The sequence below is a fragment of the Trueperella bialowiezensis genome, assembly GCF_900637955.1.
GTDB classification, from domain to species: domain Bacteria; phylum Actinomycetota; class Actinomycetes; order Actinomycetales; family Actinomycetaceae; genus Trueperella; species Trueperella bialowiezensis.
Genome location: NZ_LR134476.1, coordinates 1,260,173 through 1,283,296 on the forward strand (window position 1 = coordinate 1,260,173; position 23,124 = coordinate 1,283,296).

Below are 23,124 nucleotides of genomic sequence, written 5' to 3' on the forward strand. Positions count from 1 at the left end.
AGATTTTGATCATGCAGGCGGAACGGCCGGGGAGCGGCTTTTATTCCCCCGCGTGCGGAAACTTTTCACGCTATAGCGGGAGATCTTCGTATATGCCAAGATCACCCGCCAGGGCGGGAAAAGTTTCCGGCCGTCGCCGCTATCTCTCCGAACTAACCCGATCTGAGCGCTGTAATGCGAAGGCGCCAACCGCGTAGCAGATGACAGCCCAGAGAGCCGCGAAGCACATGTTTTCAATGCTTGGCTCTCGTATCCACTCAACGTGATAGGTCAGTGGGTTTACCTTGGCGATGGCGTACAGGTATGTGGGAACTGAATCCAACGTGTAGAACAGAGGGGCAGATAGGACGATGGGCAACGAGGTCAGTGTTGAAATCATGTCGCGTGTCGAGTAGCTATCGACGAGCGCGCCGATGGCGGCTCCGAGCCCAGCCCACCCCCAGACCACCAACACGGCAACAAGAATATTGTGAATGATCGCTGTGAGGGTGGGCGCTGTGATGCTCCAGCCTGATACTCCAACGTAGGCGAGTAACAGAATGGCAGATTGTACTAGGAAGACGAGTGTGTCAACCGCAAGTATTGTCAGAAGATAAGCTCGAGGGCTGCCGCCTTGCATCGTGAAGATCGCGTAAACTCCCCATTTCCGGTCGTTTGACACGTCAGACACGGTAAAGGTGAATACCCTGAACGCCAGAAGGCAGAATATTCCGGTGAGCGCGTAGCGTACATAGTCGGTGCCGAAACTATCGGAGACCATCGCGGAAATACCGGCGACTAAGAAAACGAAATATGCGACTGGCTCCACGAGTCTGCCGAGATAGACACTGCGCCAATTCCACAGTGAGGCAACGTGGTATTTCGTTAAGATAACCATTCTTTTCATGGGTTATACCTCTTCGTTGACACAGGCTTGGAAAGCATCCCACAGGTCGTTGCTTTGAGGTGCGTAGCTCATGAACTCGGCAGCGTCCATGTCGCGAATGGTGATTCCCTGATTGATGGCGATGACCCTTGTGCAGTACCGCGCGAACTTCGAGGTCTCATGCGTGCTGACTAACGCGGTTGCACCCGCGTCGACTCGCGTACGAAGGTAGTCAAACACCGTATTGATCGCTGAGGGATCTAGCCCAGTTGTGGGCTCGTCGAGGATCATGAGTTGTGGATCGCCGATAATTGCGCGTGCGATCTGCGTTCTACGCAGCTCCCCGCCAGAAAGGGTTTCTGCCGTCCGGTTTAAGTACGGCAACAAACCAAGTAGTGAAGCAATGTGTTCAACCTGATGAGACGCACGGAAACTCGCAGTTCTCAGTTCCACACCCATCGTAATGTTTTGCCGGACGGTCAACGACCAATCGATCACCTCACGCTGCGGACACCAGCCAATGTGGGAGCGGTCAACGTGAGTGGTCAGCTCGCCTGACGTGGGTCTGATGAGGCTGCCTAGGATGTCGAATAGCGTCGATTTGCCAGCTCCATTGGGGCCTATCACAGCGACTAGTTCACCTTCGAAAAAGTCCGCCGAAAAATCTTGCAAGGCAAAGTCGGCGTTCTTGCTGTATCTCTTCGAAAGGGAAGAAGCGCTAAGTACAGGTTCAGCCACGATTTACCTCCTCGGTGAAATGCCCCGGGTTTTCTTCCTAGGTGTTTACCTTGGTTTCCTGTTCTTGGTTGGTAGTGTGTGACTGCCTGTATTCTTCTTCCTCTGCTAACGCGTTGTCCAACGCGTCTCCTACACTACCAGCCGACGTGACACGTAGCAGCTCGTTGATATCCCGTAACTCGGCATTTTCTGCCCGTAGCCTGGCATTTTCAGCCAGCACGTCTTTTTCTTCATGTAGCACCACCCGATCCTTCGTCTCCTGATCAAATTACTTGGGTATAACCCCGTCCTTCCAGCCCTAACCCTCGGAAGGAAACCCGGGACATAGCAGACCACCGCGGAAATACCAGCGACTAAGAATCATCCTTCTACCATCGCACTGTGAGAATATTCGGCAAGGTCATCTCTGGTGATAACTGATGCCGGGACAAGTTGGTAATGAGATTCGCGTCTGACCCTGACTTGGTTGTTTTGAATTGCCAGCTCAAACAGCGCGATGCGGCCGCTGTCTGCGAATTGAACTGCGATGGGGCGGCAGATTTTATCAGGCCACTTTTCCTCGCACACAGCAATATCCTGTTCGGTCTGTGTAATACCTATCTCATCTGCGCCGCCCTTGGCCTGCACTGGCAGAACGAACTGTCGGCCGAACCGGTCAACCGCGAGATAGACTTCGTCAACTTCAACTTGTCCAATGCCTATGGCGGTTGTCCGTAGATGATTCTGTAACGAGTAGGCGGTTACTCCAAGGAAAATATCGATGAGTCGGTTATATCGCACGAGAGCTAGGAGGGCTTGTTCGTCACCAAGTGCCGATGCCGCGATGATTTCCGGAGTTGCATCGGGAATCTTCGTCACAGCAAGCGCCGGGTTCGGCGCGATGCGTACTTGGGCTGGGATTAAATCAAAACTGTACGCAGAGCGGCCAACAGAACGCACTATCCATTCAAAACCGGCTGGTGCAGTCTCTAACATGACAGAAGGAAGTGGCATCCTGTAACGAATCGCATAGAGAACGTCTCCAAGATTCTTTGGCAGCGGTATTCCGAGTTCTTTCGCTGCACTGCGTAGTTCTTCACGTTTCCAGCGCACTGAGGTGTCGCCTGGCTTGTAATGGCGGGAAAACACCCAGCCGGCGAGTTGCTGGTAGCGATTCTCTCTTTTGTCCGGAATAGCATTGTGCATGGACAGTATATTTACCCTACCTTTCGATTGCGCTGTGGGATAGCTCGCTCTGTGAGCCCGTAATACTCATGAGCTTCGCCTGCTGTCATCGACAACAGTGCAGCATTGCCAAGCTCAACATGAATTCCTTCGATGGGAACGATCCCATCAGCCTTTAACAATTCGGAAGCTACCGCCCTGCCCAAAATGGGTGGCACAGAGTTACCGATCTGCCGGAATCCGTTCCATTTCGTTTCGTGGAACCGAAACCAATCCGGGTAACTGTGAAGTCTGGCAGCTTCCCTAACCGTGATCACGCGGGGGCGAGCCGGGTGAATCGGCCGTGGCGCGGTAAACGCGCCGCGATCTGAGGCGGTTCCGGCCCGCAGTGTGTTGCACACGCCGTCGGGGTGGAGCCGCAAGAACCTACTGACTTTCTCGGTAGTACCAGGTTCAGTCTTCATAAACCTATCAATTGACCGTTGAGTATGGATAGTGCGCATAGAGGAAGTCAATATTCCATCAACTGCAGGCCTTCTATGCGAGAAGTCGTGTGCATCCACTGTTATCCCGCGAAGAATAGCTGAGTACGGCGAGGCTGACCCATATGGAGCGCGCAGTAGTGTGTCTGAAACGAGAAGTTCCTCATATTGGTCAACATCTGGCAAGTCGCCAATCGCATCTGCAACAGAAGGGCCCAACGGCAGCTCTGCTTTCGCGGGAATAGATCCACGAATCGTGCGCGGCGTGAAGCTCTCCTCCGGATAACGAGGAGCTGCCACATCATTACGGTGCCCAATCATGAACACTCGTTTGCGTGATTGCGGTACGCCGTACGCCGCAGCCTGTAAGACCTTTAGTGGTTTGACCACGTGGTAGGTGCCGTCATCTTCCAGTAATTCGATGAGCTCACCAATCAGTTGCCTGTGAGTGCCGACCAACAAACCGGCCACATTCTCCATCACGAAGTAGCGCGGCCTTAGCTCGAGCACCAGGCGCACGTACTCCTTGAGAAGCTCATTTCGCGGATCATCAATCGCGCGTTTACCAATCATCGAGATTCCTTGGCAGGGTGGGCCACCGGCTACAACATGAATCTCTTGATCTGCAATAGCCGATGCGCGCCGAATCTCATCACCAGTTATGTTCTGAACGTTGACGGCGAATGTCGCCCCATAGGAGAAGTTGTAATCGTGAACCGCGGCGTGAATTGGATCGTATTCCACCGCGGCAAGCACGTCGTAGCCAGCCTGCTCAAGGCCAAGGGACAGACCTCCCGCACCAGCGAAGAGGTCAACAGCTATCGGACGTGTTCTTTCCATCTTCTCCATGCCTTGACACTACCAATTGCCACCGACACATTTTTCTCTCTCCACAGCTGGGTTCCTCCGGTTCATCCGCTACGCGTCTTCGTCCTCGCCGGTTATCTCTTTGATCCAGTGGATGTTGGCCGTGAGGTCGGCGGGGTAGGGGGTCGGGCCCGTGTGCGTTGCCGGCGGGGCGCTCGCGAGGCGTTCTTCCATCCAGTCCGGCGCCTCGCGCGGGAATGCCGCCATCTCGTTGCTCCATTCGGCGGGATCGACGTGGTCTGCCCACACCGGCTCTTGCGAGCCGTTCACGTTGAGCGTGCCCTGCCCGTCTTTGCCCAGGCGGATGACGGCCACGAGGAACGGCTCTTCGCCGGCGAGCACGCGATCCTGCTTGAGGCGGCGCATGTAGTGGATGACCGCGGTCGGCAGCACGCGCATCGCTGCGAACCTGTCGCCGTCAAGCTTCGCGTACCCCTCGTATAGCGCCGAGGTGCCGACCAGTTGGATGCGCAGCGTGACTTCTCGCCAGTCAGGCGGGGCCGTGTCCGAGACCAGCGTGAACGTTTCACGAAGCAGCTCGTTCGCGTCCGAAAAATTCACCGGAGATTCCCGGCGCGCAGCAATCGCGGGGCGGTCGGCCACATCCCAATCCGTAGGCTTGGCCTCGATCCGGCGCTGATCTGTCACCTTGTCCGGTGCGATGAGCGCCGTAAACGTGCCGCTTGACCAACGCTGGAACTGCGCCCGGGTCAGATACAGGGCGTCCGTGAGTGCCGAGGCCACCTGCAAAAGCAGACGCCCGTTCGAGTTCACGGTACGCACTACGCGCACCGGCATGCCCGACACGCGGCCGGTCACGAACTCGGTGTAAATGTGCGCCGAGTCGTCCACCGCGATCCGCTTTGCCCACATGCCCGATTCGATGAGCTGGAAGCCGTCTTCCTGATCTGGTTCGGCAGGCGAGACCATCGTGACTGCCACCGGTTTGCCACCCTCAACTTCGACGTCGCAGGGCACCGCACCCCAATCCCGTTTGATGACCGGCCCGAGGAAGGGCGTGGGCACCGCGGCCGTGAACGTGCCGGTCTCCATGTTTTCCCAACCGTAGGCGATCCCGTGGTAGGTGCCCCGATGTTCCGGCTGCGGGTTTCCGGGATAGAACCGCCACAGGGTGGCGCCGCTGGTCACCCGGCAAGGCTCCAGGTAGAGCAGGTCGGTTTCCACTCCGCCGCCGCGTGCCACGCCAGACCCGTCAAACCCGTAGTCGATCACCCCGCCGCGTATCGCGTCTGGATGTAACGGGCCCACCGCGTGCCGGTCCATCGTGAACGGATCGGAGGGCAGGTGGACGATGTCGAGCGGCTCGTCATCGGCGAAGGGCGTGTCGGGAAAGCGCAGGCAGAGCAGGTCGAGCAGGTCGGAGACTTCGGTGACGCGCGAACCAGCCGCGGCGTCCACCGCGTATCCGGAGACGACGTCGTACCCCTGCAACAGTGCTTCGGCCTGGGGTGCGGATACGGCGAGCATGAAGGTAACCATATGACCACCCTACCGGCACAAGATCGCGAAAATGCCTCCGCCGACCAGGAAAACCTACTAGCCTTGTGGCATGCGTCTCGGAGTTTTAGACATTGGCTCGAATACGGTTCACCTTGTGGTTGTTGATGCTTATTCGCGGGCGCGCCCCGATCCGTTCGCCGACGAGCGGTCGATTGTGCGGCTCATGCAGTATTTGGAAGATGACGGTTCGATTAACCCCGAGGGCGTGCAGGCCCTTGAGCGGGCGACCCGCAAGGCCGTGGCGTTTTCGCGGAAGAATAATGTGGACGAGCTGATCGGCATCGTCACGTCCGCCGTAAGGGAGGCGACGAACGGCCCGCAGGTGATGGAACGGCTGGAGAAGATTGCGGGCACGAAGTTCGGCGTGCTGTCTGGCGCGGAAGAATCGGAGCTCACGTATTTCGCGGCGCGGCGCTGGCATGGCTGGGCTGCCGGGCGGATCATGGTGCTTGACATCGGCGGTGGCTCGTTTGAGGTCTCGCTTGGGATTGACGAGGAGCCTGAGTTCGTGGCGTCCGTACCGTTGGGTGCTGGCCGGCTGACGAAGGATTTTTTGAAGCACGATCCGCCGCGTGCTTCTGAGCTCGTGTTGTTGCGCCGGGAGATCGAGTCCCAGCTTGAGCCGCTTGCGCAGCAGCTCAAGGAGTTGCCGTCGCCGGATCATGTGGTGGCGACGTCGAAAACCTTCCGCTCGCTGGCACGTTTGGCTGGTAACCGGATTTCGGTGGTAGGCCCGGAGGAACGACGCCGTATGAGCCGCTCCGACTTGGGGGATTGGGTGGAGCGTATTGCGCGGCTTCCTGCGGCTTCCCGTATGGAACTGCCGGGCATTACTCCGGAGCGCACCTATCAGATCGTGGCCGGAGCCGAAGTGGCGTACAAGGCGATGAAGATGTTCAAGATCAAGCGCTTGGAGATTTGCCCGTGGGCGCTACGCGAAGGCGTGTTGCTCGAGCGGATTGACAGGTTTGATTCCGCCCCGCGCACGTCCGGCCTCGACCTCAGCGACCTCGGCTAGAAATGACCACGCACCGGCTAGAGGCCACCACGTACCGGCTAGACGTCACGGGCCCTCGGTTAAGCCGACGCACCTGATTCTTTCGGCGTGCCCGCCGAGTGGCGGCCAGCGTGTAGCCCGCGCCCGGCGGTTACTTGTTTTGGCGTAGCCGCCGAATAATCCACCAGGCGAGCGCGATCAAGATGACCGCGAGCACGATCTTCGACAGCACGCCCACGTACTGCTCCACGAGGTGCCAGTTTTCGCCGAGCAGATATCCGGCTCCCACGAGCACAATGTTCCAGATGGCCGAGCCGGCGGCGGTCAGCAGCGTGAACTTGAGGAAGTTCATCTTAATGACGCCAGCTGGCAAGGAAATCAGCGAGCGGAAGATCGGCAGCATTCGCCCGAAGAACACGGTGCTTTGATCGTGCTTGTGGAACCATTCTTCGGTTCTGTCGACGTCGTCGATCTTCACCAACGGCAGCCACTCGAACACGGCGCGCGTGCGCTCGCGGCCAAACACGCGTGCCACGCCGTACAGCGCCCACGCGCCGACCACCGAGCCGATAGTCGCCCAGATGATGGCCTCAACGAGCGAGAATTTTGTGCCCAGCGACGCCGTGAATCCGGCGAGCGGCAGAATAATTTCGGAGGGAATCGGCGGGAAGAGGTTTTCGATCGCGATCAGCAGCGCCACGCCGACGCCACCGAGGGCTTCCATCAGTTCTACTGCCCAGCCGGCGATCCCATCGAGGGTTGACATTCAGGTCCTAACTTTTGGCGAGTTGTGCGGCCACCCCAGTGTAAGTTGCGGGGCTGAGATTGGCCAATCTCTCCGCGAGATCAGCCGGTAGGCCGAGCGAGGCGATGAAGTCGCGCATGGTGTGTTCGTCGACGGCGTGGCCGCGGGTGAGTTCTTTGAGGCGTTCGTAGGGGTCTTCCATCCCCTCGACTCCGGCGATTCGGGCGGTGCGCATGACTTGCTGGATCGGCTCGGCGAGCACCTCCCACGCGCGGTCGAGGTCCTCGTCGAGGCGCTGCGGGTTCGCGTCCACTCCCGCCAGGCCGCGGCGCAGATTCTTGACCGCCAGCAGCGAGTGCCCGAAAGCCACGCCCACGTTGCGCAGCGTGGAGGAATCCGTGAGGTCGCGTTGTAGGCGCGAGGTGACGAGCGTGGCGCTCAGCGTGTCGAACAACGCGCACGACATCTCCAGGTTTGCCTCTGCGTTTTCGAAGCGGATTGGGTTGACCTTGTGCGGCATCGTCGACGAGCCCGTGGAGCCCTGCGCCGCGAGGTTCTGCTTGAGGTAGCCCAGCGAAATGTACGTCCAAAAGTCGGTGGCCAGGTTGTGGGCGATCCGCCCGAAGCGCGCCACGTCCGCGAACAGTTCCGCCATCCAATCGTGCGATTCGATCTGCGTGGTCAGCGGGTTAAACGTGAGCCCCAAGCCCTCCACGAACTGTTTGGCGAGCGCCGGCCAGTCGGCATCCGGCACAGACACGGCATGTGCGCCGTAGGTTCCGGTGGCGCCGTTGAATTTGCCGAGGTAGACGGCGTCGTCGATCCGCTCTAACTGGCGGGTGAGCCGCCACGCGAACACTGCGAATTCTTTACCAAGCGTGGTGGGTGAGGCGGCTTGGCCGTGGGTGCGTGCGAGCATGGGAACCTCGGCGTAGTCGCGGGCGCGCTCGCCTAGTTCGGCGACGAACGCGCGGGCCTGCGGCAGCCACACCGATTCGACCGCGTGCTTGATGTTGAGTGCGTGGGCGAGGTTGTTGATGTCTTCGGACGTGGCGAAGATGTGCACGATCTCGTCCATCTGCGGAAGCGGGGCGGGCCCGGCGTGCATCTTTTCTTTCAGATAGTATTCGACGGCCTTGACGTCGTGGCGTGTTTCAGCCTCGAACTCGGCGAGCCGGGCGATAGCGACGTCGTCGAAATCCTCCACGAGCGCGCGCAGGTAGGCGATCTCGGACTCACCGATCACGGGCGCGCCCGGCAGAATCTTGTTGACCGACAGGAAGATCAGCCACTCGACCTCCACGTGCAGGCGCGCGCGGTTGAGCGCGGGTTCGGACAGGTAGTCGGCGAGCGCCTCGGTTTCGGCGCGGTAGCGGCTATCGAGCGGGCTTAAAAACTTCGTCATGGTCTGATTATAGGCAGGCGGGCTAAAGGTATGGGCTGGCCACCCGGATTGTTTGCCGCCCGTACGATCCGCCGAACAGGGCGGCGTGAACGATGAGTATGTGTAGCTGGTGCAGGCCGATGCGGTCGCGCCAGCCGTCGGCCAGCGGTGAGACCTCGTGGTAGCCGGCGTAGATGTCCTCTACGAACGGCGTGCCGAACACGCGCAGTTGGGCGAGGTCGGATTCTGCGTGTCCGCCGTGGCAGGCCGGGTCGATGAGCACGGCGCCCTCGCGCGCCCATAGCACGTTGCCCGACCACAGGTCGCCATGCAGCAGCGCCGCCTCCGTGGCCACCAGGTGTGGTTGGGGTGAATCGAAGACGCCGTCGCGCAGCCTTTTTGCCAGCCGCTCGATGACCTGCCCGTTCGGCATCGAGCCGTTGTCGACGGCCGCCTTCACGTAGGGCAGGAGGCGGTCTGCGGCGTAGAACTCGCCGAACCGCCGGGCGGCCTGCTGGGCGGGACGCTCCGGCGTCGTCGAATCGGCCTGCACCATCGGGAGTAGCGCGTCGCCCATGTGGCCGACCCCGTCGAACTCGGGCGGGAACGTGGCCGGCGCTTGGCCGAACACGCGCGGACCATTGGAGAATGCGTGGGTGCGTGCCAGCCGCGCGCCGAACTCACGCGCAGCCTCACGGCTCGGCCCGACCGCGGTGATCGCGATGGTTTCGAGCGTCGTGCCTGTGTAACCGGCGAGCTGGGCGACGGGAACGCCGCCCGCCGTCGTCGCCCCTCCAAGCTCCTGTAAACCGGCTACTTCGTGGGCGATGGCGCGGGCGCTCGCGGTTTTGCGGAAGGTGCGTGGCATGGTGTTAGCTGCGGTCGGGCAGGAGTGCGCTGAGGAACCAGTTGACGACGCCGACGACGATGCCGGCGCCCACGGCCCACCAGAAGCCGTCGATGGTAAGGCTGAGGTCGAACATGCCGGTGACCCAGGCAGTCAGCGAGATCATGAGCGCGTTGACGATGATAAAGAAAAGTCCGAGCGTGAGCACGTAGAACGGCAGCGATAGTACTTTGACGATGGGGCGGACCAGCATGTTGACGACGCCGAGCACACCGCCTGCGAGTAGGAAGTAGATTGCGCGCTGGCCGCTGGGGTCGACGCCGGACAGGAAGGAGTCGGCGGGGACGGCGCCGTCGAGTCGTACGCCGGAGAGCAGGATTGTGGCCACCCACAGTGCTACGGCGTTGACTGCTGCAGTGATTAAGAACCTCATATGGGCTACTTTACGGGCTTGGTCAAGGGGTGGCGGGGCGATGCGCCGGGCGCGAAATCGGTGCATGATAGGGGTATGTACTTCCGACCTGATATCGCTGACCTGCCCGCTTACGTCGCTGGAAAGAATCCGGATGATCCGGATGTGATCAAGGTGGCGTCTAATGAGATGCCGTTCCCGACGCTGCCGGGTGTGGCGGCGGTGATCAACGGGCGGCTGGGGGATTTGAACCGGTATCCGGACATGGGTAATGCGGTGTTGCGTGATGCGATTGCGGCGTACCATCGGGTGTCGCCGGCGAATGTTGCGGTGGGCAACGGGTCGACGGCGCTGATTGAGAAGTTTTTGACGGCCGTGTGTACTGCGGGTTCGCAGGTGGTGATGCCGTGGCGGTCGTTTGAGGCGTATCCGATTGCGATTCAGGTGGCTGGCGCCACGCCCGTGGGGGTGCCGTTGAAGGGCGGGAAGCCCGATCTTCCTGCGATGGTGGACGCCATCGGTGCGGACACGCGCGCGGTGTTGATTTGTACGCCGAATAATCCGACGAGCGCCGCCTTGACTCACAGCGAGCTGCACCAGTTTTTGCATGCCGTGCCGGCCGAGGTTCCGGTATTGCTTGATGAGGCGTACGTGGATTTCGTTGAGATGGACGACCCCGTGCGGGGCGTGGAGTTGGCTCGCGAGTTTGGGAACGTCGTCGTGTTGCGGACGTTTTCGAAGGCGTACGGTTTGGCGGGGATTCGCGTGGGGTACGCGATCGCCGACGCCGGCGTGGTTGCCGGTTTGGATAAGGTTGCGACGCCGTTTGGGGTCAACGTGTTGGCGCAGGCGGCGGCTGTGGCGGCGTTGCAGTCGCGTCCGGAGGTGGATAAGCGGGTGGCGGCCGTGGTGGCCGAGCGGGGGAAGCTTGTGGGGGCGCTGCGCGCGCTTGGCTGGGACGGGCCGGAGCCACAGGCGAACTACGTGTGGTTTGACCTGGGGGAGGACTCGGCGCGTTTCGCGCGCTTCTGCGCCGAGGAGAAGATTGTGGTGCGCACGTTTGTGGATGAGGGCGTGCGCGTGACGGTGGCCGAGCCGGAGGCCTCGCTCAGGCTGCTCAGGGCGTATAAGCGGTATCGCGCGTAGCGAGGGCGCCGGGGGATTGTCCCCGCCAGCGCGGGGAGCACTTAGTTGAAATTGTCGTGAAGTAGTAGATGAGCTTCTTAGTCCGGGTTTTGTCGATCCATTATTGCAGGCGACCCAGAGTGGAAGCTCATCACTGACAAGAGTACCACAGGCTTATCCCGCCAGCGCGGGGAGCACCTCTATCGCGGTCTTCATCGCTTCTAACGCGGGGGCTCATCCCCGCCAGCGCGGGGAGCACGTTACGCATGACAACGCGCCGGGCGTACGCCAGGGCTCATCCCCGCCAGCGCGGGGAGCACTGCGGGGCGTGCATGGGCTCCCGCCCAAACCCCGGCTCATCCCCGCCAGCGCGGGGAGCACGAAGACGACCACGAGCACGTCACCGCAGTCACGGGCTCATCCCCGCCAGCGCGGGGAGCACTGAAGATGAGCTGGCAGAAAACGCTAAGCGCGTGGGCTCATCCCCGCCAGCGCGGGGAGCACAATAGCGACTGACAATACGCGGCCGCATACTCAGGCTCATCCCCGCCAGCGCGGGGAGCACCTGACGCAGGCGATTCCACTTTCTGAAAAGGAAGGCTCATCCCCGCCAGCGCGGGGAGCACGCGGACCGGTTTCTTATCGTCCATGCCACGATGGGCTCATCCCCGCCAGCGCGGGGAGCACGCGGACCGGTTTCTTATCGTCCATGCCACGATGGGCTCATCCCCGCCAGCGCGGGGAGCACTCATAGCTTGGTCACCTGTGCTTTTTCGTGGAGGGCTCATCCCCGCCAGCGAGGGGAGCACGGCTTGTCTTTCTCGCCGTAGAGGGTGCGCCGGGGCTCATCCCCGCCAGCGCGGGGAGCACATATAGTTCACTTGGGTATAGTTCTGTGCTCAGGGCTCATCCCCGCCAGCGAGGGGAGCACTAAAGGCAGAGCGGCTTGGATTGGGCCGGCAAGGGCTCATCCCCGCCAGCGCGGGGAGCACCATGACTGCGACGCCGTTAGCGTACTGTAATTGGGCTCATCCCCGCCAGCGCGGGGAGCACTGCCTCGTTCCGGACAGCCTACGAGTCCGACCGGGCTCATCCCCGCCAGCGCGGGGAGCACATACGTTTTCCGCTTGCCTCGACGGCCAGACGGGGCTCATCCCCGCCAGCGCGGGGAGCACCTACCAGCAGTCCGCTTTCGACAACGAACCACCGGGCTCATCCCCGCCAGCGCGGGGAGCACCATAATCTGGGCGATGATTTCATGCCGCACGAGGGCTCATCCCCGCCAGCGCGGGGAGCACGGGGCGGCTGACGTTGAACAAGTATCAGAACTGGGCTCATCCCCGCCAGCGCGGGGAGCACTGGGCTTCTATTCACGTGCCGAAGACGGTGACGGGCTCATCCCCGCCAGCGCGGGGAGCACAGCGATTTTCGTAAAGTAGCCTAGCGACATTGGGGCTCATCCCCGCCAGCGCGGGGAGCACTCGTCAGCGAAAATTTTCCGCTGCACGCACCGGGGCTCATCCCCGCCAGCGCGGGGAGCACGGCCTGCCCGTGTCTGATGTGGCTATCACGATGGGCTCATCCCCGCCAGCGCGGGGAGCACCGGTTAACCCGCCAAAACACGAAATCAGTACAGGGCTCATCCCCGCCAGCGCGGGGAGCACTTTTCCCCGGTCTCAGAGTCATTGCGGGAGGCGGGCTCATCCCCGCCAGCGCGGGGAGCACGAAACGGGTGCGTTGGAATCTTTGTCCAAACTGGGCTCATCCCCGCCAGCGCGGGGAGCACTATCTTCCAGATCACCAGAGGCTTCAGCCTGTCGGCTCATCCCCGCCAGCGCGGGGAGCACCGTGACCAGCTTGAGCAGTCGAACGAGAAACTGGGCTCATCCCCGCCAGCGCGGGGAGCACCAGATTCTCAGTGAGGGCGATGTCGGCCAGACGGGCTCATCCCCGCCAGCGCGGGGAGCACATGAGAGACTGCGGCATCGGCAGCCGAAACACGGGCTCATCCCCGCCAGCGCGGGGAGCACGCCCGCGATCCGATGACGCTGGCCTACCCGCTGGGCTCATCCCCGCCAGCGCGGGGAGCACTTACCTCCCACGTTAGCCTCTCTCTATCACATGGGCTCATCCCCGCCAGCGCGGGGAGCACTATGCCAGATGGTATAGCCTAACGGCATGAACGGGCTCATCCCCGCCAGCGCGGGGAGCACTGGCTCTCGTAGCCGGGCTAACGCCTTGTCTCGGGCTCATCCCCGCCAGCGCGGGGAGCACTGGTCACCACGATTGGGCACGTCACTTCCACGGGGCTCATCCCCGCCAGCGCGGGGAGCACTGGTCACCACGATTGGGCACGTCACTTCCACGGGGCTCATCCCCGCCAGCGCGGGGAGCACTCTTGCTGACCAGCAGAGATTCGAATGATTGAGCCAGTTTACATACGACTTCTTAGCTTAGTCGTCCATCGCCAGCCTTAGTCGACGGCGCACAGAAAACGGTCGGGAGGCCGTCGTCGTGTCTTAAACTCGCTTTGCACATAGGAACATTTTCCCGTTTACCTCCGCTTCTTCCGAGCATGCCGAGCGGTAGACCACCCGGTGCGTCTTTCTGTTGCTTTGGACTTAGACGAATTATCCGGGCGCATCATCAGAGTTAAACCGTCAAAATCTGTAGGAACCCACGCATGACGGTGGGTCCGGAACGTCATCCCCTGCTCGGTATCGGCGGAACAGACCATAATCGCTCGTCCGTCTTTGCACAGTTCCACAGTTCTTTCCCACACCAGTTCCCGGATACGAGCACTCGGATTTCCGACAAAGACGCCGGGTGCAATCTCCATCAGCCACTTCGTAAGATCGCCACGAAGACCGGCGGGAACTGCAGTGAGCTGAAGGACAATCATTGCAGCGCCCCGAAATCCCAATTCGTTCCAGCGGGAACAGGTTCGAGTTCGCTCCACAAAAACAGATCTACGTCCGCATACGAATCTTCTTCTGGCAGCTCCATGAGTTCCTGCAAATCCCGAGTCATTCGCTGCATCAGCCGAGCACTAACAACCTTGTCTCGTACCCGGCGTCGTACATTCAGATCGTCGCCTTCTGCAGACGCAGCCACCGCTTCAACCGCAGCCGGTATAGCGATCTCTGCCTTGTAAAGATCGGCAATGTCGAAAACGAAAGAGCGATCCGTGCCCGAGTGAATGATTCCCAACGAGGGAATACAACCGAGCCCTACAATCACGGCATGCGCGATGCCGTACAAAGCAGCGGATGCTTCCGTCAGTGCGCGGTTGATGGGGTCTCCCGAATCGAAATCATTGGGATCGTAGGAACGCTTCGTCCAGGGAACTCCCGTGCGCTGCGCTTCTACCGCATAGATCGTCTTCATCCGAGCGCCTTCTCGGCCGCGAAGCTGAGCCATCGTGAAGGTTTTGATGTTCTCGCCGGGAAAGCGTTTTGCGTACATCCGCCGAGCACACCGCAATCTCGAACGCTGATTCGACCAGATTTTTGCGTGGGCTTCAGCAAACTTCGCGGTTTTCGCGGCGGGGCGCCCGTGCGCATAATATCGCACCCCCTTCTCGCCTACCCACACCACCGACGTACCGGCGTCACCCAGCAACGCCATCGCCGCATAGGTCACCTTGGTTCCAGGGCCCATGAGGACGACGCCGATCTGGGTGGCCGGTACGTGGACGATTCCGCGCTCGTCTTGGATAGTAAGCGCATTACCGTCTCGGTTGATCACGGCCCGTTCAACGTAAAGGAAGGAAAGCCGGTTCTCCATTCTTGTGAGAAGAAGGCGATCGATCGGTTTGCTGCTCGGGCCTGATGCCATAGCTACTCCTGCCCTCTAGCAAGCGTGATCAAGCCGCAACCGTATCCTTTTGCGCGCCCCACGCCGTTGACCAAAGCAGATCGTAGCTTTTCGGCGTCCGTCACCTTTAAACGTCCCGCATAGCGCGCAGTAACGAGATGTACTCTCCTGCGCTTGCCTTCGGTTCCAATCGCCTTGCTGAAGTTTAGTGTTTTGCTTTCGGTCACGTTAAAGGTGGGGTGCTCCAAAGAACCAACGTCGACGCCGATTGACTCGGCCTTCCCGAGCAGCCATTTGATTTGCTCGGGAACACTGAGATGCGCCACCACTTTTCCGCGCCGCTCGCGCCCACGATTAATGCTTTTTGTGGGGTTTGCTAGAAGCTCGAAGTTCCACACTTGCCCTTCGGCTAAGCGCTCGAGAAGGCGATCGTAATCCGCAGTTTCCTGCGGTCGGATCTCCCAGCCCGCCTCTTCAACTATGTGTGCGGCTCTCGGTTTTTCCGGCCCGACGACGTAGAGGAGGTGCTGCTCGCCGCGCTGGTCAAGCCGCCACAGGATTCGCTCATTATTCTGATCGACATCTCTGGGGAAACTTGCCATCACAGCGGCGTGCAGTGCTTGCGGATTGGTGAGATATTTTCGAGCTTGGCGGCGTGCGGGGTTTAGTTGCAGCCGGGTAAATGTAGTCATTACGAGATCACCTCGTTAAAGAAAGGATCGGATGCTTGGCACAACCCGTTCTCCACTGTGCGAGAACCGGCATAGACAACCGTTCTCCAATCGTATTTACGATGATTTTGGGAGAAAGAAACTGGGATGTCTTGCCGGGCTTCGCCTTGTTCTCCCGGTCTCCCGTCACGGTAGATGGGAAGTTCCACGATCCGTGCGGATTCCTTTTTGTGAGCGGCTGTTGCATACCATTCTTCGTGATTAAGGAGAGCATCAACAGGCGGTTGATCGGTGATCCCCAGATCCAGATTTGCCGGTGCCGGGCAAGAGCGGCGCCCGAGGAAAAGCGGGTACGCAGGTTCTCGAAGAGCTCGCTGAAGGTCTTCGATCCAGGCACGGTCTTCACTACCTAATGCAGCCACGAAAGCAGCATCTGAAAGGAAGTAACGAACGACCAGGTTGGCGTTGGCGTTCGGCTTGTCTTGCCAGGGCTGTGCAGTTTGGTAATCACGCAACAGCGATCCAGGTTGATCGATCCGAACTGCAAACTCGAGCTGTACAAGATCATCTACGGGTTCGCAGCGATCTCTTCCCAACGCTGACGCTAATATGCCGATCACGCCAGATTTAGATGGTGTAGTGCCAGTAGCTCTAATCTTGTACCTAGATTCATCGCCCCAAGACTGCAACGGGCCTTTCAGCAAGAGAAGAAGGGAATGTGCCATTCTTTATTCCTCCTTGGCTGAGGAGAGCACATCGAGAACTCTTTCGCCGAGTTCCGGGAGATTGACTTTTTCTGCGAAGTCGCCGAATGCTTCGTCTAGACCTCCGGTGGCGAGAACGAAGGAGCCAATCGGTTTCATGCCGTAGGTCTCTTCGATCTCCCGAGCTTCCTGCGCGAGTGCACGAGCCGCTGCCTGCCGTCTGGTGCCGTCCTTGCCTTCGACTGGATCTTCGAAAGCGTTGACGAGCGAAACGGATCTCGTATCTCGGATCGCCACGTAGACAAGCTCAGGGAGTGTGTTATTTGCGAAAGTATTCTGCTTTCCCGTGGGCATCGATTCGATGAATGCCCTGATAAACATGTTTGTTGCTGGGAGGGCCAATTCTACGTCTCCAAGGTTTGCTGCCAGGCCATCAACATTGACAGTAGCGAAGCGGTAGAGAGTGGAAGACATCATCTGTACCGTGCCCATCATTCCAGCACCGGTCTCGTCGGCGTTTTCAACGACGTCGTCTACCGCAGTGAAGAAATCGAACTCGGGCTGCGATTCGTGTACGCCGATCGCATGAGCCACCTGAACAGCAGCATCGACACTGAATGCGGCAGGCTTTGCGAGCATGCGCCCAAACATCGCCATGTCGATGGAATGCCTGGTGTCGAGGATCTCCGCGGCATCTTTCTCCGAGATCTTTTCACCTCTGGCTGCGACAATTTCCTGTGCCGCGCGTTCAATTTGATGGGGGCTGAGAAACAGGAGGGCCTCAGTGGTGGGATATGGTGATTGGTTCTTGGAGTCTTTTTTAGTATCCTTGCCGGACTTAGGCTTAACAATTGTGATTTTAGTTTCCTCAAACAGGCTTTTCACCCCTTCGACGGCATTATCGAGACCGAAATCTGGAGCGATTTCCAATACTCGCGCACCGATGATCTCTGGGAGCTTTTTGGAGCGTAGGCCTAATCTGTCTTTACCTATCTTCTGTCCAAAGTATTTCCTGATGGCGCGTTTCCATGACTGGGAAGAAACCCGCTGGCGCGGTACACCGCCGAAAATTGCTGATTTCGGTGCTCCCGTATCATCTCGATTAATAAGGCTCGGCGGAATGGTGTGCAGGGCGTGAATGTCTACTACGAGTGTCATAATCTTGCTCCTTTTAATCTTGGTTTGGTCGTGTAGAGTCGGACTGAGTTTTGCATTGTTCGTCGTATCCCCAGGCAAAATCCCTTCCCCAGCGCAATTGGACGCCGGGGCGCTTTTCAATGGATGCTAAGGCTCGAAGATCGGTGGCTAACCGAGCGTAGTCGAAACCCAGATTATTTGACCGGAGAAGAGAAACGAGCGAGCGAATATGTACGAGCCGAGCATCCTCATTGCTGGCAAGCAGCATGGCATCAACTCGAGCCTTCACTGATCCGGAAGCGATCTTCGCGTGCAATCTGCCACAGGCTCGAGCGAAGCCGATACCGCTTACATGAGCAGGCTCGGACGCCGATTGCATGTGGATGGCGAACAAAGTGAGTGATACGTAGGCTGCTTTCTCCGACGGTGTTGGAGCGTCCCCTTTTCCTACCAGTTTTTCACTGAACTCTTCTTGCATCACGAACAGCACCTGCCCAACGGCAAGGGGATTTGCTCGGAGATCCAAGCTTGAATACCGCCGCAGCTCAGCAAGTGTGGCCCGAGCAGCGCGATGCCGCTGAGAGTTCGGATCCGAGAAATAGGCCTCTTGCAACCTTGAGCAAGTGGCATGGATAGCCCTAGCGAGATGGTTGCGCGTTCTTCCCTTTACTGGGGAATCCTCGATTCTGGAGTTGCCTGCAGTGGCAGCAGGCTGTGGTTGCTCCATTATGCACTCTCCTCCGTGTTTTCATGGTTCATAGTTTTGTTCCTTGCTGTTTTAGGAAGGTGTTCGTCCAAATCGAGTAGCAAGCGCTGATAATATTCGGCTGCGGAGACAAGTTCCTTCGGTGATTCTTTTGACGCCTTCACGAGTTTGCCGACGAGTGCTCGCGGCCCGGCACCGCGTAAAGCTATGCGCGCCTCGTCTTCAACTTTGCTACGCACCGTGCTTTGCCAGCTAGCTTCCAGTTCTTCGAGACGGTTACTATCTGTGCTTGCTTCCTCTGGGGTGAGGCTAGCCAGCTGCCGGAGCCAGTGATTAAAGTGAGGCTCGAGTTCTGTCAGCAGGCGGTCGGTGGGCGTGCCTTTGGGAATGTGGTCATTCTCTTTAGATTTGAGACGTCCGTCATCGTCCTTAGGACACAAGCCCGCAGCAATGAGTAGATTTCCCTCAAATTTTTCGAGCGCCAGTGCGGCTTGCGTAGTAGCAGTTACAGCTGCGCGTACCTTATTTCGAAGATGCCGTGATTCTTGCAAAAGAAGGATCGTTGGCATGCTTATCGTGGAAGAATATGTTGTGGCAACCGATGACTGGTTTGATCCGTAGGCGATCGATACGAGTTCAACGTTCAAAACTTTTGGGATGCCCTCAACTTGCCGAGCAAGAGTCGCCAGACTGCTGAGATTGAGCGGACGCTTGGGCGCTTTGGCCTTAGTGCTAAAGCCGCCGTCTGTTGCTGTCACTACAAGAGCATCAAAGGCACGCCATATCGTCCGTTCCACATCGTAAGGGCGTGGATAGTAGATATCCTGACCTTTCTTAGATTGAGCGGGAGAGTATCGGTACGGGGTCATGGGATCGCCAAAAACGTTCTTGCCTTTGTCAGGAGTAAGATCACCGAGTGCTACGAGAACACCCGTAACCCTATCTCCTTCGAAGTACAGACGTACACGGCGCGACTGCCACGTAGCAAGATCTGCTGCCCCCTGCGGTTCTTTCGGTTCTCCAACGGTGGAGCGCTCACCAGGGCCATCGGGATTGCGTTCCCACACTGGTTTATCATTTGGGTTGATGAGTGCTTCTTGAGGCGTGTTCAGCACGAGTGTTTCTAACAGATCTCTTCCGATCACCAGCGTTCCACCAGTCATACCTGTCCAAGCAGGCTGATTAGGATAGCCCTTTCCCTTTTTAACCCGGGGATCACCGACCGCACCTGTTTTGACGCCTCGATAATCGTAAGCTTGGAGATAGACAAGCCAACGTGCAGCTTCATCGAAGCTGAGCGAATCGCGTTCGCTTCCAGCACGCATCGAGAAATAATCATCTTTAATTTCCGGAACAATCAGTGTTACTGGTTTGATCACGCCTTCGCTCGTGTGTAGATCAGCCACCTGCATGAACGGGTGTTTCACATCGAGCAGATGGAATCTAGACTCGAATTGCCTGAGATATTCAAGGACGGCTTCGTCCCGTCCAGCACGGCGCAAGTCCTCACGCGTTTCTTCAAACCATTTCCGGTGCTCGTAGGTGCTTCCCGGCCGCACCTCGGTTTCGGGGTGGTGGGCACGCCAAAAAACCGCGAGCAACAACCTGGTCAATGCGTAGTTTTGCGCTGGCGAATCCCCCTGGATCCGGTAGATGTTCTGAGAGCCGTCAAAAACGTTTTTGATTCCGACGGTTAACTGCTTCCCATCGATGTCCACACATTTGATCCATGGCTCATCTAGTAAAGAAAACATCGGCCCTCTTTCGGTTGTTCCCTTGTGGTGGTCTTAATGAAAAGAGTAATAAACGGCACCGACAGAAAAACGCGCCCGAAAATACTCTCCAGAGTCCCCACTTTTTGTTCGGCTCATTTAGGTCCTCTACCAGCGCGTTCAGCTCATAGCGATTTAGCGTGAGTGAGCCAAACGATCTCTAGCGGGTTTCATCAGTGCTCACGGCTAAGCCAATCTCGGGATCGTATTCCACGCGATACTTGCCGAGATTGGCTATCCCGGATTCATCAAAATTCAAAGCGACTTGCCCGCTAAGCAAACCGGACGATGCCCATTCTCCAGGTGTATTCGCCTCCAGAGAATCGATAACGGAGTTGAAATCCGTATCGCTTCGCGTGGTCCAAGCAGGGAGGCGCAAAGAATTGCCCGCAAGATCGAGATCCTGGCTGTAGGTGGGTAAAACGCCGTTGAGCACCTCTGAGTCCGAGCCGAATGCGCGGTATCCGTTGGCTGTTGGCTGGATGGCGATCACTTCGATGGTGAATTCTGAGTCTCGCACTTGGGCTGAGCCACCTTGTTCGCCGTTAAGATCGGGAGAATCGTTGTGAATCTTGTCGAACAAAAGCTCCAGCTCAGCAGCGTTGGAGGGGGAAGGAAAACGGAACGTCTTTGCCCGTGTTTCTTTGGCTGAGCGCTCGGCATCAGCTTTTTCGCACGCCTCTTCCCATTGAACCTGCCACGCCGCGGGAATATCGGGTTCTTCCGAATAGACTTCGCGGACTAGTTGTGGCACCCCTGAAGGCCGATTAATCGCCTCAGGGAGGTGAGCCATGGTGGCCAAAAGGAGCTTCTTTCCGTAAATGTGTACCGCACCGCGGTCAAAAGCGGGGACCTCGCCGTCGTCCTCTATCCCTCGTATAAACATCTTGGGCGTGCGCACTTTCTCCGGGCGATCCTCGACCGGGCGCGAATGGCGATGCAGACGCCCGGCGCGCTGGATGATGAGGTCGACTGGCGCGATATCGGTGATCAGCACGTCCGCATCAATATCCAGACTCTGTTCAGCAACCTGAGTGGCTACGATAACTTGCCGTAGTGGCCTGCCCTTACCGCGCCGTGCAGTTGGCCCGAGTTTTTCACGGAGTGCGTCCTCTTTCGCGCTTCGGTGGGAGGCGATAAACGCGGAGTGATGCAGTTCTATCTCACCTGCAAAATCCACCTGCAACGAGCGGTACGCTTCCTGGGCGCGTTTGATGGTATTGCAGATTACCAGCGCAATTCCGCCGTCAGTGAGGAGATCACCTACAAGCTCGGATAGGGTGGCGAGGTCATCGGCTATACGACGAACAGAAATCTGGGCGTCGTCAGGGCGCGGAGACACCTCCACTGAACGAACTCCCTCGCCGTCAACGACGCTCACCAGGGGATAGAAACTCGAGTCGAGGGCGCAAACCGGCTCATCGACGTCGTGGGGAATCTGCTTGCGATACGCGGAAGCGAGCGCCAACCGCTGCTGCGGCGGCAAAGTTGCCGACATGAGAATCACGCTGGCGCCGTACCGCGCGAGCCACTCGAGTGCTCGGTAGAGATACTGTGACATGTAGGCGTCGTAGGCGTGCACTTCGTCGATGATGACAACTTTTCCAGCTAACGCGACGTGGCGCAGCATCGAGAACCGAACCTTTAGCACCATCATGAGCACTTGATCAACAGTGCCCACTACGAAATTCGAAAGCATGCCCCGACGCGAGCCCGAGAGCCACTGGTTGGCCACCAGATCACCCTTATTTTCCTCCTGATCCGAGTGGCTACCTTGGCCGGCTGTTTGCTTTCCTAAAGGCCGACGCCGAAGCTGCTGAAACTGGTTATAGAGCCTGTTTTTCGAGTGGGCAAGGTACATCGAAGCCACGCTTCCACTTTTGGAGCTTCGGCGAGCCCATTCCGTGATGCGTTCAAAAAGTCCGTTCGCGGTTGCCATAGTGGGAGCCGCAACAAAAACGCCTTGAGCTCCCGACTTCTCACCTAGCACATGGGCAGCTGCGAGCCCCGCCTCCGTCTTTCCTTCGCCCGTTGGCGCCTCGATGATCATGAGGGTGGGGCCAGTAGCCGCGCGGGCGATCTCAACGGCGGCCTGCTGGATGGGCCGCACCGTCGCAGATTCATCCCAGTCGAAGGTGCGAGTAAAAAACTCCTGCGCGTTAGAGAGAGGTGCAACCGGATCCCACGATGGTGGCAGATCCACCGCGCTCATTCCTTGTTTCACCCTCACAGGCTGAGGGGCGATGAAATCGTAGGGGAATGCCTCCTCGTTGGAGGCGATCCAGTCGGCCATGATGAGCAAGCCCGTCATGAGCTGGCAGGCGTCGGAAGTTATCTCCGGCACGTTTGGTAGTACCGAGAAAATATCTGTTATCTGAGCCATGGCCTCGATGAATTCAATTGCGACGGTATCGAATTCCGTATTTCGGTGCTCTATGACTTCTTCAAAATGGGCCAAGACACAAGTATCGGTAGTGAAGCCGTGGTGAGCATCGGCGACGCTGGCCATGCGAGCAGCTACCGGCATAGACACGCCCTGCGCTCTCAACCACTTTTTGATGAACCCCGCCGAGGCTGTGCCATGGGGAAATTTGGTGTTCGCTCCCTCGTCTTCTGGCCAGTCAAGTGAAAGACCGACGTCGTAGATGGGCTGCAACAGGTAACTAGAGTTTTCGCGGTGCTCAACTAAGCGTTGGAAAGACACGGTCGCTTTACCGACGTCGTGCGTGCCGGCGTAGAAAATGTAGAGGGTCTTGGTATCGGATTCGCTGAGTTTCCATGTGCTTGCCAGCGAGCGTTTGAGCGAATCAGAAACCCAATGCTCCCAGAGCCATTCCGCTACACATGCGGCGTCGATGAGATGCTGAGGAAGTCGCAGGTAAGCATCCTCCGTGCCCGATTTAGCCCACAGTGAGTGTGCTTCCGGGCTTAGTGAGTTCAACCAGTCCTCTGCCTGCTTTGCGATGTCCACTTGGACGCCTCCGAATTGCTTTAGTCGGCTCTTGTCATTCAAAACTAGCTGATGATCACCGTGCGCGGAAGTGGCTACTTTCCAGCCGTCACCCACAATCGTCTCGCACACATGCATTCAAACATTGAAAGAAACATTGAAACTATGAAAAGTTTTCAATGTTTAAGCGGTCATTTTCAATGTTTGCTCTGGTTTTTGAA

The 23,124-nt window shown here is 58.5% G+C and carries 20 protein-coding genes and 1 CRISPR repeat array; of the genes, 2 read left to right on the forward strand and 18 right to left on the reverse strand.

Features of this window, described 5'->3' with window-relative positions:
* Nucleotides 1-139 precede the first annotated feature (139 nt).
* The 6 genes from EL234_RS05770 to EL234_RS05795 all read right to left on the reverse strand — a co-directional run bounded on the left by EL234_RS05770 (nt 140) and on the right by EL234_RS05795 (nt 5,616).
* Entirely contained in the window at nt 140-886 is a 747-nt protein-coding gene (locus EL234_RS05770; RefSeq protein WP_126416567.1) for an ABC transporter permease, read from the reverse strand.
* A 3-nt stretch (nt 887-889) separates the two neighbouring features.
* On the reverse strand, nt 890-1,603 hold the full coding sequence (locus EL234_RS05775) for an ABC transporter ATP-binding protein (protein ID WP_164712391.1): 714 nt from the start codon (nt 1,601-1,603) through the stop codon (nt 890-892).
* A 37-nt stretch (nt 1,604-1,640) separates the two neighbouring features.
* A complete protein-coding gene (locus EL234_RS05780) occupies nt 1,641-1,844 on the reverse strand; it encodes a hypothetical protein (RefSeq protein ID WP_126416569.1) in 204 nt (67 codons plus the stop codon).
* 119 nt (nt 1,845-1,963) lie between these two features.
* Nucleotides 1,964-2,788 (reverse strand): endonuclease, encoded by an 825-nt coding sequence (locus EL234_RS05785; RefSeq protein WP_164712393.1) that lies wholly within the window; start codon nt 2,786-2,788, stop codon nt 1,964-1,966.
* Between the two features lie 11 nt (nt 2,789-2,799).
* Nucleotides 2,800-4,089: a DNA cytosine methyltransferase gene (locus tag EL234_RS05790; RefSeq protein ID WP_126416570.1), complete on the reverse strand. Its 1,290-nt coding sequence runs from the start codon at nt 4,087-4,089 to the stop codon at nt 2,800-2,802.
* Nucleotides 4,090-4,167: 78 nt separating this feature from the next.
* Nucleotides 4,168-5,616, reverse strand: a complete 1,449-nt coding sequence (locus EL234_RS05795) for a hypothetical protein (RefSeq protein WP_126416571.1) — start codon at nt 5,614-5,616, stop codon at nt 4,168-4,170.
* Nucleotides 5,617-5,686: 70 nt separating this feature from the next.
* Here EL234_RS05795 and EL234_RS05800 point away from each other — a divergent pair, with 70 nt between their 5' ends.
* On the forward strand, nt 5,687-6,655 hold the full coding sequence (locus tag EL234_RS05800; protein ID WP_126416572.1) for a Ppx/GppA phosphatase family protein: 969 nt from the start codon (nt 5,687-5,689) through the stop codon (nt 6,653-6,655).
* A 130-nt stretch (nt 6,656-6,785) separates the two neighbouring features.
* Here the strand turns inward: EL234_RS05800 and EL234_RS05805 are convergent, their stop codons facing one another.
* From EL234_RS05805 to EL234_RS05820, 4 genes are read right to left on the reverse strand one after another with little or no spacing between them, the layout of a single operon-like run.
* Nucleotides 6,786-7,400: a DedA family protein gene (locus EL234_RS05805; RefSeq protein WP_126416573.1), complete on the reverse strand. Its 615-nt coding sequence runs from the start codon at nt 7,398-7,400 to the stop codon at nt 6,786-6,788.
* A gap of 7 nt (nt 7,401-7,407) precedes the next feature.
* A complete protein-coding gene (gene purB / locus EL234_RS05810) occupies nt 7,408-8,784 on the reverse strand; it encodes an adenylosuccinate lyase (protein ID WP_126416574.1) in 1,377 nt (458 codons plus the stop codon).
* A 22-nt stretch (nt 8,785-8,806) separates the two neighbouring features.
* The gene (locus EL234_RS05815; protein WP_126416575.1) at nt 8,807-9,631 is read right to left on the reverse strand and encodes a fructosamine kinase family protein; all 825 of its coding nucleotides are present in this window, start codon (nt 9,629-9,631) and stop codon (nt 8,807-8,809) included.
* Between the two features lie 4 nt (nt 9,632-9,635).
* Nucleotides 9,636-10,043: a phage holin family protein gene (locus EL234_RS05820; protein WP_126416576.1), complete on the reverse strand. Its 408-nt coding sequence runs from the start codon at nt 10,041-10,043 to the stop codon at nt 9,636-9,638.
* A 75-nt stretch (nt 10,044-10,118) separates the two neighbouring features.
* Here EL234_RS05820 and EL234_RS05825 point away from each other — a divergent pair, with 75 nt between their 5' ends.
* Nucleotides 10,119-11,168, forward strand: coding sequence for a histidinol-phosphate transaminase (locus EL234_RS05825; RefSeq protein ID WP_126416577.1), 1,050 nt, complete (start codon nt 10,119-10,121; stop codon nt 11,166-11,168).
* Between the two features lie 209 nt (nt 11,169-11,377).
* A CRISPR array of direct repeats spans nt 11,378-13,543; the repeat unit is 29 nt; unit sequence GGGCTCATCCCCGCCAGCGCGGGGAGCAC.
* 158 nt (nt 13,544-13,701) lie between these two features.
* On the opposite strand, the gene cas2e is transcribed toward EL234_RS05825, so the two are convergent.
* The 8 genes from cas2e to cas3 all read right to left on the reverse strand — a co-directional run bounded on the left by cas2e (nt 13,702) and on the right by cas3 (nt 22,924).
* A complete protein-coding gene (cas2e, locus tag EL234_RS05830; protein WP_126416578.1) occupies nt 13,702-14,049 on the reverse strand; it encodes a type I-E CRISPR-associated endoribonuclease Cas2e in 348 nt (115 codons plus the stop codon).
* Nucleotides 14,046-14,933: a type I-E CRISPR-associated endonuclease Cas1e gene (gene cas1e / locus EL234_RS05835; protein WP_197718417.1), complete on the reverse strand. Its 888-nt coding sequence runs from the start codon at nt 14,931-14,933 to the stop codon at nt 14,046-14,048. The genes cas2e and cas1e overlap by 4 nt, the downstream gene beginning before the upstream one ends.
* 53 nt (nt 14,934-14,986) lie before the next feature.
* Nucleotides 14,987-15,655, reverse strand: coding sequence for a type I-E CRISPR-associated protein Cas6/Cse3/CasE (gene cas6e / locus EL234_RS05840; RefSeq protein WP_126416580.1), 669 nt, complete (start codon nt 15,653-15,655; stop codon nt 14,987-14,989).
* Nucleotides 15,655-16,359, reverse strand: coding sequence for a type I-E CRISPR-associated protein Cas5/CasD (gene cas5e, locus EL234_RS05845; RefSeq protein WP_126416581.1), 705 nt, complete (start codon nt 16,357-16,359; stop codon nt 15,655-15,657). Before cas5e ends, cas6e begins: the two co-directional genes overlap by 1 nt.
* A 3-nt stretch (nt 16,360-16,362) precedes the next feature.
* Nucleotides 16,363-17,496, reverse strand: coding sequence for a type I-E CRISPR-associated protein Cas7/Cse4/CasC (gene cas7e, locus EL234_RS05850; RefSeq protein ID WP_126416582.1), 1,134 nt, complete (start codon nt 17,494-17,496; stop codon nt 16,363-16,365).
* Nucleotides 17,497-17,509: 13 nt separating this feature from the next.
* Nucleotides 17,510-18,202, reverse strand: a complete 693-nt coding sequence (gene casB / locus EL234_RS05855) for a type I-E CRISPR-associated protein Cse2/CasB (protein WP_126416583.1) — start codon at nt 18,200-18,202, stop codon at nt 17,510-17,512.
* A complete protein-coding gene (gene casA / locus EL234_RS05860; protein WP_126416584.1) occupies nt 18,202-19,935 on the reverse strand; it encodes a type I-E CRISPR-associated protein Cse1/CasA in 1,734 nt (577 codons plus the stop codon). The genes casB and casA overlap by 1 nt, the downstream gene beginning before the upstream one ends.
* Before the next feature lie 178 nt (nt 19,936-20,113).
* Nucleotides 20,114-22,924, reverse strand: a complete 2,811-nt coding sequence (gene cas3 / locus EL234_RS05865; RefSeq protein ID WP_126416585.1) for a CRISPR-associated helicase Cas3' — start codon at nt 22,922-22,924, stop codon at nt 20,114-20,116.
* Nucleotides 22,925-23,124 lie beyond the last annotated feature (200 nt).